Consider the following 12064-nt stretch of genomic DNA (forward strand, 5'->3'; position numbering starts at 1 on the left):
AGCTGGCCGGCGCGATCGCCGCATGACCGCCGAAGTCATATGCTGGCGCCGTATTGCGCCAAAATGAAAACGCCCGCCGGGTCGAGGACCTGGCGGGCGTTTGAATTCTGGTGCCGGCAATAGGAGTCGAACCTACGACCTTCGCATTACGAATGCGCTGCTCTACCAACTGAGCTATGCCGGCTAAACCACTTCCAGCGCCTGCCCCTTGAAAGGGCCGGATCTGGAAAGACCGAGATAATATCAGAGATTCTGGCCGGTGGGAAACCGGGCGGGCGAAAAAGGCAAAAAAAGCGCCGACTTGCACACGCCGGAATTTTCGGTCATAATCTCTCTTCTTAGCAGTTCCCCGATAGCTCAGTCGGTAGAGCGACGGACTGTTAATCCGCAGGTCGCTGGTTCGAGCCCAGCTCGGGGAGCCAAGGAATTCAGGGTCATTCACGCAAGTGAATGGCCCTTTTGGCTTTTGGTCCCCAGCCTGGTGGAGGCGGTGTGGAAAACAGCAACAGCCGCATCGGCGTTACGGTGATTTCGGGCTTTCTCGGCAGCGGCAAGACCACGCTGCTCAATCGCCTGCTGCGCGACCCGGCCTTTGCGGACGCGGTCGTCATCGTCAATGAATACGGTGAAGTGGGCGTGGACCATCATCTGGTGCGCCAGGCTCGCGACAATGTGGTCCTGGTCGAGGGCGGGTGCCTGTGCTGCGCGGTCAGCGGCGCGGTGGTCGACGCCTTGCGCGATCTGTTCATGATGGCGCTGGGCCGGCGCATCAAGCCGTTTCGCCGCGTGCTGATCGAAACCAGCGGTCTGGCCGATCCGGCGCCCATACTCTTCACGCTCAAACACGACAGGTTTCTCGCGGAACGCTATGCCTATCAGGGCGCCATCGTGCTGGTGGACGCGCTGCACGGCGCGCAACAGCTGGCCGGGCAGCCGGAGGCCGCGCGCCAGCTCGCGCTGGCCGACGCCGTGGTGCTGAGCAAGGCGGATCTGGCCGACGCGGCGCAGCTGCGCCGCACCGAGCAGGCGGTGGCGGCGGTCAATCCGGGCGCGCAGCGCTGCGTGCAGCGGCCCGACGCGCCGCTGGCCGAGGTGCTGCAAACCGGGCCGCTGGCGCATGCCGGGCGCGACGGCGTCGCGCTGGCGAACTGGTTGAGGCCGTTCTCCGGGGCGGTCGCGGGCGGGCATGGCCAGATCGCCAGTGTCGCGCTGATCCTGTCGGCGCCGGTGACCCGCGCGGCTTTTCTTGCCGGGATCTCGCGGGTCCAGGAGCGCTATGGCGAGGGCATCCTGCGCCTGAAGGGGTTGGTCTGTTTCGACGGGGAGCCTGCGCCCAGCGAAGTGCACGGGGTGCATGGCGAGCTGTATCCGCTGCGCCGGCTGGATGGGTGGCCGGACGACGACCGCCGTTCGCGGCTGGTCTGTATCGCGCGCGGCCTGGATGGCGGCGAGTTGCGCGACGCCGTGGCGCAGGCCCTGGGCCAGCCGTCGGCCTGAACCTGGCCGGCGCGGGTTTTTGTGTCGGACGGAGTACGGTATAACCGTCAAGTCTGATGCAGAAACCGAGACAATCATGGATCGTCTGAAGGCCATGCAGGTGTTTGTGGAAGTCGCCGACCGGGGCAGCCTGTCGGCGGCGGCCGTGCATCTGGACATGTCGCGCGCGATGGTGTCGCGCTATCTGGCGGAAATGGAGCAATGGGTGGGCGTGCGCCTGCTGCATCGCACGACGCGCCGCCTCAGCCTCACGCCCGCAGGCGCCGAGACCTTGCCGCGCTGCCGGCAGATGCTGGATATGGTGGGCGACCTGCACCATGCGGTCGCGACTCCGGACGATACGCCGCGCGGCCTGTTGCGCGTGACCACCAGCATGTCTTTCGGGTCGCGCCACCTGGCCAGCGCGGTGACCGAATACGTCAAGCGGCATCCGGGCGCCTCGGTCGACCTGATGCTGGTCGACCGCGCCGTCAATCTGGTGGAGGAGCGCGTCGATCTGGCCGTGCGGATCACCAATGACCTGGACCCCAACCTGATCGCCCGCAAGCTCGCGGTGTGCCGTTCGGTGGTCTGCGCCTCGCCGCAATACCTGCAGCAGGAGGGCGTGCCGGCGCGCATCGAGGACCTGTCCCTGCGCAATTGCCTGACCCATTCGTATTTCGGCAAGAGCCTGTGGCGTTTCGAGCGCGACGGCGAGCCGGTGGACGTTCCGGTCAGCGGCAATATCAGCGCCAACGAGGTGTCGGTGCTGGCCCAGGCGGCGCTGGAAGGCGCGGGCATCGCCATGCTGCCGACCTACTATGCGTCCGAATATCTGGCCGATGGCCGCCTGCGCGCCATTCTGACCCATTGCAAACCGCAAGAGCTGGGCATTTACGGCATTTACGCGTCACGCCGCCAGATGCCCTTGATTCTGCGCTCGATGCTGGATTTTCTGGTCGAGCGGCTGGAATCCACACCTTGGGACAAGCCGGCCGCTTGAGGGCAGGGGAGTTGACGGTATAATTTGGCGACGGCTTGAACGCCCTGGCGCCTGGTGCGGCGGGCGGTGCAAGCCGCCATATATGTGGTCTTGGAAAAATATCTAAGAATCGTAGTTCGGCTCGGGGAAGTGCCGCAGCGCCACGGAATGGATTTCCGGGCGCATAAAAAGGGGGCATATCGGCCTTGCGGAAGCTGGCGGTCCAGCCGTCGCGCCGCGAAGTTCGATGCCTGGCGATTCAGGTCTTGATATCGATTGCCGCGGAAAATGGCGGCGCCGGGTGGCCGGCGTGCTTTGTGGTCGTGTTTCCGCAGCCCAGCCGGCGATTTATGCCGGCTTATCCAGAAATTGCTTAGTGTTTGCCGCGCAGAGCCGCGGCGGGCGTTCTGCCAGGCCCGACAGGCGCGATCGTTTGGTCTGCCCATGCGGTCGGTGGCGGACGCGGCGTAAATACAGGAATCCAGTGAAAACTACGCAAACCCATGCTGTCTGCAGCCGGCCATACCGAAAAACCAAAGAAAAAGGCCCGGCAAATGCGCCAGGCCTTGATCAATTGGTTGCGGGGGCAGGATTTGAACCTACGACCTTCGGGTTATGAGCCCGACGAGCTGCCAGACTGCTCCACCCCGCGTCTGAGAAATGAATCATAGCCTTATTTTTAACCTGGCGCAAGTTTCGAGCCTTTTTGAATTTGAATGTCGATGAACGATAGCGAGGCAATAGTCGTGCTGGAAACCGCGCTCTTGTGCGCGGCGCAGCCCATGCAACTGTCCGAAATGCGCAAGCTGTTCGGGGACGATGAGCAATTCGACAACAGCGCGTTGCGCGGGCTGCTGGAGACACTGCAGAACAACTGGGCCGACGGCGGCCTGGAGCTGGTGCAGCTGGCGAGCGGGTGGCGCTTCCAGAGCCGTCCCAGCATGCAGCGCTACCTGGAAAGGCTCAATCCCGAGAAGCCGCCCAAGTACTCCCGCGCCGTGATGGAAACGCTGGCCATCGTGGCCTGGCGCCAGCCGGTGACCCGGGGCGACATCGAGGACATACGCGGCGTGACCGTGTCTTCCCAGATCGTGAAGGCCCTGGAGGATCGCGGATGGATCGAGGTCATCGGCCATCGCGACGCGCCCGGACGCCCGGCGCTGTTCGGCACCACGCGGCAGTTTCTCGACGACCTTGGTCTGCGCGCGCTGGACGAACTGCCGGCGCTGGAATCGGCCCAGGCCGCAGCCGCGCTGGCCGGCCTGGACCTGGGCGAAGTGCAGCAGGTGATGGGCGAGGGCGGCCCGGAAGAGGGCGCCCAGGAAGAAAAACAAGAAGATTCCGAAGCCGCCGCCGACGCCGCCGCGGTTATCCCGGTTGCGGAATTGTCTGTTTCGGAACAGGATGTACCCATAGGGCCGGTCGATAGCGTAGAATTCCCGCTTTCGCGCACAGAAGAAAGCGCGGAACCCGCCGACGAATCCACCGTCCGGGAGCAAGCCGAAGGCTTGTCCGATACGCCAGCCATGCCCGGTTTTCCCGGGAGCGAGGCTGGCAGCGACATTTCCGATATGGCCGCCGACGCCCCTGAGGCCGGTGCTGCAAAGGAAAGCGTCGAGAACGCAAAACACGCGGAACCGACCGACCCGATTGACGAGACCGATCACGCGGCGCCAGCCGCTGCCGGGCATGAGCCCGCTTCCGGTCTTGCCGATCCTGTTCGGCCTGGCCCGGACGCCGCCTCGCCGGAATCGGACGAGGCAGATCTCCGGCGGCCCGAGGCCGACCAAGAGCCGGTGTCCCCAGATGATGACGAGCCTGCCCCCGGCAGGCCTACCCAAGTTTGAAATTCGGAGCTGTCCCAGTGACAACGAATACAACAATGCAGGATGACAATCCCCGTTCAGATGACGCCGTTACCGGCGGCCAGCCGGAAGCCGCCACGGCGCGCGAGCCGGCGGCCGAGGGCGAAGCCGGCGTGCGCGGCCGCGGCCGCAAGCTGAGGACGCCGTTCCGCCGCCGCCGCGGCGACGCGTCGGCCGAGCCGGCCGCCGCCGGCGAAGCCCAGCCCGCAGCGGCCGAGGCCGCCGCCCCGGTCGAGTCCGCGGACTCCCGCGGCGCCGAGCAGGAAGCCGAGCAGGCGCTGGCCTACCTGGAGACGGCCGACCGCATGGAGCAGCGTCTCGGCAAGTACCTCAACAGCGAAGCGGTCATGCCCAAGCTGCACAAGGTGCTGGCGGACGCGGGCATCGGCTCGCGCCGCGAAATGGAAGAACTCATCGTGGCCGGCCGCGTGTCGGTCAACGGCGAGCCGGCGCACATCGGCCAGCGCGTGGCCCCCAACGACCAGGTGCGCGTCAACGGCAAGCCCATCGTGCGCGCCAACACCAAGAAGCCGCCGCGCGTCATTCTCTACCACAAGCCCGCTGGCGAGATCGTCAGCCATGACGATCCGGGCGGCCGCGCCAGCGTTTTCGCGCGCCTGCCCAAGCTGCGCACCGGCAAATGGCTGTCGGTCGGCCGCCTGGACCTGAACACCGAAGGCCTGCTGATCTTCACGACCTCCGGCGATATGGCCAACCGCATCATGCATCCGCGCTACGGCACGGAGCGCGAGTACGCGGTGCGCGTGCTGGGCGAGATGGACGAGGCGCAGCGCCAGTCCCTGGTCGACGGCATCGAACTCGACGACGGCCTGGCCGCGTTCGGTTCGCTGGACTACCTGGGCGGCGACGGCAGCAACCGCTGGTATCGCGTCACGCTGCAGGAAGGCCGCAACCGTGAAGTGCGCCGCATGTTCGAGGCGGTGGGCGTCACCGTCAGCCGCCTGATCCGCACGCGCTTCGGCGACATCGTGCTGCCGCGCACGCTGCGCCGCGGCCGCTGGGACGAGCTGGATTCCTCGCTGGTCACCGCGCTGATGGTCCAGCTGGGCCTGTTGCGCGAGGACGACGACGCGGGCGGCAACCGCCGCCGCTCCAAGCAGCCGCAATCGCACGACAGCGCCTTGCCGCCGGGATTCGGCACCATGGATCGCAACGGCATGAACGGCGCGCGCATCGGCCGCCGCGGCAAGCTACAGGGCGGCGGCAAGGGCAGCGCCGGCCAGACGCTGGCTTGTCCGTCCGATCCGTTCGGCACCGGTCTGATGTTCGCCGGCGGCTACGCCAACGGCCATCCGCTGGGCGGCGACACGGGCAACCGCAAGGGCGGCAAGTCCGGCGGCGGGCGCGGCGCGGCCGCGGGCGGCAAGGGCGGCGGCAAGCCGGGTTCCAAGTCCGGCAAGCCGGGCGGCAACAAGGGCCGTGGCGTGCGCGCCGCGGCGGCCGGCGGCCAGCCGGGCAACGTCGCAGCCGGCAATGTGGCCGAGGCGCCGGCCGGCGCCGGCCGCAAGTCCGGCAAACCGGGCGGCGGCAAGCCGGCAGGCGCGCGCGGCGGCAATGCTGCGCGCGGCGGCAAGCCGGCGGCCGGCGGCCGGGGCGGCAACAAGACCGAGGGCGCGCGTTCCGGCGGCAACAAGGGCCCGGGCGCTGGCGGCAAGCCGCGCGCGCCGCGCAGCGCCGCGCCGCGCGGCGACGACTGGCAACCCCGTGGCGCTTCGGCGCACGAATCCCGCCTGGGCATGATGGGCGGGCGCAGCCACCGGGGCCGTTGATGGCCGCGACCCGGCGCGCTGGCTACGCCGCCGGGTGAGATATGTCCCAGATAAACGTGGGTCTGGACGTAAGCCCGTGACGAATCAGGCGTTTTTTCAGTTTATCTGGTAAAATCAATGGTTTTCATGGCTTCGCGTCTTTGCTTTTGCCTGGATGTTTGCCGGGACGCGTTCGGTGCTGTGTTGCAAACCCGGTGTTGTAAACACTATTGCAACCACGCTTGAACGGCGCCGGCAATAACGGCAGCATAGAAAGCGATTACGGGTCCGGGGCGCCCGGCGCCAAGCCAAATATTAGGTCGCAATATAGGGCACCGCCCGGCATTGCTCCTTACGTGCAGTAGGGTAGCGGCTGGGCGCTGTGCAATACGGTGGGCTGGGCGTGCAGCCCATTTTTTTTGAGTATATGGCTGATTTATTCGCATTGACCAAAGAGGCTCTGGCCGGCATGGACGTCGAACTCGTGGACGTCGAGCGTGCCGCCCTGGGCCTTTTGCGCGTCACGATCGACCGGGTCGGCGGTGTGCGCATCGAAGACTGCGAGCAGGTATCCCGCCAGCTGTCGCGGGTGTTTGAAGTCGAGAACATCGACTACAAGCGGCTGGAAGTCGGTTCGCCGGGCGTGGACCGCCCGCTGCGCAACGAGGCCGATTTCCGCCGGTTCGCAGGCGAGCGCATCGAAATCAAGCTGCGCGAGGCATTGGACGGACGCAAGGTCTTTTCCGGCACGTTGACCGTGCCCGAAGAAGACGCCGCGGCCTCGGATGCGGCTGCTGGAGTGCAAAAGACCGTGTTCGGTCTCGAATTTGAGGCAAAAAAGAACGAAGTCCAGGTGTTGAATTTCACGGTCGAAGATATCGAACGTGCAAAACTGGATCCCGTTCTGGATTTCAAGGGCAAAAAGCGATGAGTCGCGAAATTCTTCTGTTGGTCGATGCCTTGGCGCGTGAAAAGAACGTCACGCGCGACGTCGTGTTCGGCGCGCTCGAAAGCGCGCTGGCCTCGGCAATGAAAAAGCGCTTCAAAGATGATGCGGACATCCGTGTCGCCATCGATCGGGAAACCGGCGATCACGAAGGCTTCCGCCGCTGGCTGGTCGTGCCCGACGAGGCGGGCCTGCAGGAACCCGACAAGCAGGAAATGCTGTCGGACGCGCAGGAAATCGTCCCCGGCATCAAGGAAGGCGAATACATCGAAGAGCCGCTCGAACCCATCGAGTTCGGCCGCATCGGTGCGCAGGCCGCCAAGCAGGCCATCCTGCAGAAGATCCGCGACGCCGAGCGCGAACAGGTGCTGAACGACTTCCTGGAGCGCGGCGAGACCATCGTGTCCGGCACGATCAAGCGCATGGACAAGGGCGACGCCATCATCGAGACCGGCAAGATCGAGGCGCGCCTGCCGCGCTCCGAGATGATCCCGAAGGAAAACCTGCGCGTGGCCGACCGCGTCCGCGCCTTTGTGTTGCGCGTCGACCACGCCGCGCGCGGCCAGCAGGTGATCCTGTCGCGCACCTCGCCGGAGTTCATCCGCCAGCTGTTCGAGAATGAAGTGCCCGAGATCGAGCAGGGCCTGCTCGAGATCAAGGCCGCGGCCCGCGACGCCGGCGTGCGTGCGAAGATCGCCGTGGTGGCATACGATAAGCGTATCGATCCGATCGGTACGTGCGTGGGCATGCGCGGTTCGCGCGTGACCGCGGTGCGCAACGAGCTGGGCGGCGAGCAGGTCGACATCGTGCTGTGGTCGGAAGATCCGGCGCAGTTCGTCATCGGCGCGCTGGCGCCGGCCAACGTCGAATCCATCGTCGTGGACGAAGACAAGCACGCCATGGACGTCGTGGTGGACGAGGAAAACCTGCCCAAGGCCATCGGCGCCAAGGGCCAGAACGTCCGCCTGGCTTCCGAGCTGACCGGCTGGCAGATCAACATCATGACGCCGGAAGAAAGCCTGAACCGCCAGGAAGTCGAACGTTCGGGCCTGCGCAGCACGTTCATGAGCAAGCTGGACGTCGACGAAGAGGTGGCCGACATCCTGATCGACGAAGGTTTCACCGGTATCGAGGAAATCGCCTACGTCCCGCTGCAGGAGCTGCTGGAGATCGAGGCGTTTGACGAAGACACCATCAATGAATTGCGTGCCCGCGCCCGCAATGCGCTGCTGACCGAGGCGATCGCCCAGGAAGAGCGCCTTGAGACCGCGCAGGATTTGCTTGAACTCGAAGGCATGACGCCCGAACTGGCCGCCAAGCTGGCCGAGCGTCAAGTGCATACGCGTGACGATCTGGCTGAACTGGCCACGGACGAACTGGCGGAGATTTCCGGCCTGTCCGAACAGGAATCCAGCGACCTCATCATGCGTGCCCGCGCCCATTGGTTCGACGAAGAATAACCAAAAGGACACGGGTCTGCGGCGGATGGACGCCATCCGTCCCCGCCGCAAGTTCACGTTGTTTGTAATAGCTGCATATAGGGAAGAGAGAGCCTAATGTCGAGTAACACCGTCGCCCAGTTCGCTACCGAGCTGAAAATGCCTGCCAATGTGCTGCTGGAACAGCTGCGCTCGGCCGGCGTTGACCTCAAATCGGTGGACGATGCCGTCACCGACAGCGACAAGGCGAAATTGCTCGAATCGCTGCGCCGCGCCCACGGCGCGACCGAAGGCAAGAAGATCACCCTGACGCGACGCCAGACGTCCGAGATCCGCCAGGCAGACGCCACCGGCCGGTCGCGCACGATCCAGGTCGAAGTGCGCAAGAAGCGCGTGTTCGTCAAGCGTGATCCCTCCGAAATCGCCCTGGAGCAGGCGGCTGCCGCACGCGCCGAAGAGGAAACCGCCGCCGAAGAGGCGCAGCAGGTGTCCGCGCCGGCGGCTCCCGAGGCGCCGGCCGTGGCCGCGCCCCGCGAGGCGGCTCCCGTGCAGGCCGAGGCCGAGGCCCCGGCCAAGAAGGCGGAAGAGCCCGCCGCCGTAGAAGCGCCCGCGCCGGAACAAGCGCCCGCGCCCGTTGAACCCGTCGCGGCCGAAGCGCCCGCCCCCGTCGAGGCGAAGCCCGCCGAAGTCCCGGCCCAGCCTGAGCCCGAACCGACGCCGGCGCCTGCTCCTGCCGAGCCCGTGGCCCAAGAGGCCAAGCCCGAAGTCAAGACTGAATCCACCGAGCCCAAGGCTGAAGAAGCCAAGCCGGAACCCGTTGTGCTAGCTAATAAGTCCGAACCATCTTCCTCCCAGGCCTCGATGCCTGCCGCCCAGGCCCAGCCTGCCGCGAAGTCCGAACCCGCCAAGGCCGCCGCGCCGCAGCCGGCCGCGTCCCAGCCCGCCGCCAAGGCCGGCAACCGCCGCGCCGCGCCGCCGCTGGCCGCTTCCGCTTCCTCGACGGCCCGCGACGAAGCCCGCCGCGCCGCCGAGGCCGAAGCCGCCGCCCTGCGCGAAATGCTGAACCGTCCGCGCAAAGTGCTGCGCGCCCCCGAGCCGGAGGCGCCTGCCGCCGCGCCGATTTCGGGCACGCTGCACAAGCCGGCCGGCAAGCCCGGCGCCGCGCCCGGCGCCAAGAAGGACGCCAAGCCCGCCGCGCCCGGCAACAAGAAGACCATCAAGACGGCCGAAGTCGCTTCGACCTGGTCCGAGGACGCCTCGCGCAAGAAGCCTGCCGACAAGGCGGCCGCGCCGGCCAGCCGCGACGGCTGGCGCGCCGGCGGCAAGGGCGGCAAGGGCGGCGGCCGTGGCGGCCGCAACCAGCAGAACGATCGCCGCAACGAGCCGGCGCCGCAGGAATTCATCGCGCGTGAAGTCCACGTGCCGGAAACCATCAGCGTGGCCGACCTGGCCCACAAGATGTCCGTCAAGGCCGCCGAGGTCATCAAGCAATTGATGAAGCTGGGCCAGATGGTCACCATCAACCAGGTGCTGGATCAGGAAACCGCCATGATCGTGGTCGAGGAACTGGGCCACGTCGCCATCGCCGCCAAGCTGGACGATCCGGAAGCGTTCCTGGACGAATCGGCCGCCGGCACCGAAGCGGAAATGCTGCCGCGCGCCCCGGTCGTGACCGTCATGGGCCACGTCGACCACGGCAAGACCTCGCTGCTGGACTACATCCGCCGCGCCAAGGTCGCCGCGGGCGAAGCCGGCGGCATTACGCAGCACATCGGCGCCTACCACGTCCAGACTGAGCGCGGCATGGTCACGTTCCTGGACACCCCGGGCCACGAGGCGTTCACCGCCATGCGTGCGCGCGGCGCCAAGGCCACCGACATCGTCATCCTGGTCTGCGCGGCCGACGACGGCGTAATGCCGCAGACCCGCGAAGCCATCCACCACGCGAAGGCCGCCGGCGTTCCGATGGTCGTGGCCATGACCAAGATCGACAAGCCCACCGCCAACCCCGACCGCGTCAAGCAGGAGCTGGTCGCCGAGGAAGTGGTGCCGGAAGAATACGGCGGCGACGTGCCGTTCGTGTCCGTGTCGGCCAAGACCGGCGAGGGCATCGACGACCTGCTCGAAAACGTGCTGCTGCAGGCCGAAGTGCTGGAGCTGAAGGCTCCGGTCGACGCGCCCGCCAAGGGCATCGTGATCGAAGCCCGCCTGGACAAGGGCCGCGGCCCGGTCGCCACCATCCTGGTGCAAAGCGGCACCCTGCATCGCGGCGACGTGGTGCTGGCCGGCGCGAGCTTCGGCCGCGTGCGCGCCATGCTGGACGAGAACGGCAAGCCCATCCAGGAAGCCGGCCCGTCCATCCCCGTCGAGATCCAGGGCCTGACCGAAGTGCCGGCCGCCGGCGACGAGCTGATGGTGCTGGCCGACGAGCGCAAGGCGCGCGAAATCGCGCTGTTCCGCCAGGGCAAGTTCCGCGACGTCAAGCTGGCCCGCCAGCAGGCCGCCAAGCTGGAGTCCATGTTCGACAACCTGGGCGAAGGCACCCAGACCCTGGCGCTCATCGTCAAGACCGACGTGCAGGGTTCGCAGGAAGCGCTGGTGCAGTCGCTGGTCAAGCTGTCGACCGACGAAGTGCGCGTGCAGGTCGTGCACGCGGCCGTGGGCGGCATCTCGGAAAGCGACATCAACCTGGCGATCGCCTCCAACGCCGTGGTCATCGGCTTCAACGTCCGCGCCGAAGCCAGCGCCAAGAAGCTGGCCGAGACCAACGGCATCGACGTGCGCTACTACAACATCATCTACGACGCCGTGGACGAGGTGAAGGCGGCCATGTCGGGCATGCTGGCGCCCGAGAAGAAAGAAGAGGTCATCGGCCTGGTCGAGATCCGCGAGGTCTACAGCATCTCGCGCATCGGCAACATCGCCGGCTGCATGGTGCTCGACGGCATCGTGCGTCGCGATTCGCAGGTCCGCCTGCTGCGCAACAACGTGGTCCACTGGACCGGCCAGCTCGATTCGCTGCGCCGCTTCAAGGACGACGTCAAGGAAGTCAAGTCGGGCTTCGACTGCGGCCTTACGCTGCGCGGCAACAACGACATCCAGGTGGGCGACCAGCTGGAAGTCTTTGAAATCAAGGAAATCGCGCGTACGCTGTAAAGCGCACGCCAGGCATTGCTTCCAATGAGCCGTCACAAGTCCAAAGCCATCCCCGGCCGCAATCTGCGGCTGGCCGACCAGATCCAGAAGGATCTGGCCGGGATCATCCAGCGCGAGATCGATACGACCCGCGCTGGCTTGATCACGCTGTCCGGCGTGGAGCTGTCGACCGACTACGCGCATGCCAAGGTGTATTTCACGGTCCTGGGCGCCGAGCCCGAGGCCGCGACCGCCTTGCTGAACGAGAAGGCCGGCTGGCTGCACTCCCAGCTTTACAAGCTGCTGCACATTCATACTGTCCCCACTTTGCGTTTCATCCACGACGAGCAGATTGCCCGTGGCATCGAAATGTCGATTCTGATCGACCGCGCAAACCGGCCCGGCCCGCACTCGGGCGTGCCCGACGAACCTGAAGACCAGTCCTGATCGGG

General features: G+C 66.3%; 8 protein-coding genes and 3 tRNA genes. 9 read left to right on the forward strand and 2 right to left on the reverse strand.

Features of this window, described 5'->3' with window-relative positions:
• Positions 1-108: 108 nt before the first annotated feature.
• Positions 109-184: transfer RNA gene (locus tag A6B37_RS22680), tRNA-Thr, on the reverse strand.
• A gap of 162 nt (positions 185-346) precedes the next feature.
• Between A6B37_RS22680 and A6B37_RS22685 the strand changes: the two genes are divergently transcribed.
• From A6B37_RS22685 to A6B37_RS22695, 3 genes are all read left to right on the forward strand, one after another.
• Positions 347-422, forward strand: a tRNA-Asn gene (locus tag A6B37_RS22685).
• 70 nt (positions 423-492) lie between these two features.
• Positions 493-1497 (forward strand): GTP-binding protein, encoded by a 1005-nt coding sequence (locus A6B37_RS22690; protein WP_246842548.1) that lies wholly within the window; start codon positions 493-495, stop codon positions 1495-1497.
• Positions 1498-1573: 76 nt separating this feature from the next.
• The gene (locus A6B37_RS22695) at positions 1574-2479 is read left to right on the forward strand and encodes a LysR family transcriptional regulator (protein ID WP_102774823.1); all 906 of its coding nucleotides are present in this window, start codon (positions 1574-1576) and stop codon (positions 2477-2479) included.
• Between the two features lie 554 nt (positions 2480-3033).
• Here the strand turns inward: A6B37_RS22695 and A6B37_RS22700 are convergent.
• A tRNA-Met gene (locus A6B37_RS22700) sits at positions 3034-3110 on the reverse strand.
• Positions 3111-3174: 64 nt separating this feature from the next.
• On the opposite strand from A6B37_RS22700, the gene scpB reads away from it, so the two are divergent.
• The 6 genes from scpB to rbfA all read left to right on the forward strand — a co-directional run bounded on the left by scpB (position 3175) and on the right by rbfA (position 12059).
• Positions 3175-4305 carry an SMC-Scp complex subunit ScpB gene (gene scpB, locus A6B37_RS22705; RefSeq protein ID WP_111826989.1) on the forward strand — a complete coding sequence of 377 codons (1131 nt, stop codon included), beginning with the start codon at positions 3175-3177 and terminating at the stop codon, positions 4303-4305.
• A 35-nt stretch (positions 4306-4340) separates the two neighbouring features.
• A complete protein-coding gene (gene rluB, locus A6B37_RS22710) occupies positions 4341-6113 on the forward strand; it encodes a 23S rRNA pseudouridine(2605) synthase RluB (protein WP_168202302.1) in 1773 nt (590 codons plus the stop codon).
• Positions 6114-6519: 406 nt separating this feature from the next.
• Positions 6520-7023 carry a ribosome maturation factor RimP gene (gene rimP, locus A6B37_RS22715; RefSeq protein ID WP_102774820.1) on the forward strand — a complete coding sequence of 168 codons (504 nt, stop codon included), beginning with the start codon at positions 6520-6522 and terminating at the stop codon, positions 7021-7023.
• Entirely contained in the window at positions 7020-8498 is a 1479-nt protein-coding gene (gene nusA / locus A6B37_RS22720; RefSeq protein WP_111826991.1) for a transcription termination factor NusA, read from the forward strand. Before rimP ends, nusA begins: the two co-directional genes overlap by 4 nt.
• Before the next feature lie 96 nt (positions 8499-8594).
• Positions 8595-11633: a translation initiation factor IF-2 gene (gene infB, locus A6B37_RS22725; protein WP_111826992.1), complete on the forward strand. Its 3039-nt coding sequence runs from the start codon at positions 8595-8597 to the stop codon at positions 11631-11633.
• Between the two features lie 24 nt (positions 11634-11657).
• Positions 11658-12059 (forward strand): 30S ribosome-binding factor RbfA, encoded by a 402-nt coding sequence (gene rbfA, locus A6B37_RS22730; protein WP_102774817.1) that lies wholly within the window; start codon positions 11658-11660, stop codon positions 12057-12059.
• Positions 12060-12064: the final 5 nt, after the last annotated feature.

The sequence above is a fragment of the Achromobacter sp. HZ01 genome, assembly GCF_003267925.1.
Classification (GTDB): Bacteria; Pseudomonadota; Gammaproteobacteria; order Burkholderiales; family Burkholderiaceae_B; genus Achromobacter; species Achromobacter pulmonis_A.

Coding starts and splice junctions, on each gene's coding strand:
- rluB (WP_168202302.1), top strand. CDS start 4,341: ATGCAGGATGACAATCCCCGTTCAGATGACGCCGTTACCGGCGGCCAG.
- infB (WP_111826992.1), top strand. CDS start 8,595: ATGTCGAGTAACACCGTCGCCCAGTTCGCTACCGAGCTGAAAATGCCT.
- scpB (WP_111826989.1), top strand. CDS start 3,175: ATGTCGATGAACGATAGCGAGGCAATAGTCGTGCTGGAAACCGCGCTC.
- rimP (WP_102774820.1), top strand. CDS start 6,520: ATGGCTGATTTATTCGCATTGACCAAAGAGGCTCTGGCCGGCATGGAC.
- rbfA (WP_102774817.1), top strand. CDS start 11,658: ATGAGCCGTCACAAGTCCAAAGCCATCCCCGGCCGCAATCTGCGGCTG.
- nusA (WP_111826991.1), top strand. CDS start 7,020: ATGAGTCGCGAAATTCTTCTGTTGGTCGATGCCTTGGCGCGTGAAAAG.
- A6B37_RS22695 (WP_102774823.1), top strand. CDS start 1,574: ATGGATCGTCTGAAGGCCATGCAGGTGTTTGTGGAAGTCGCCGACCGG.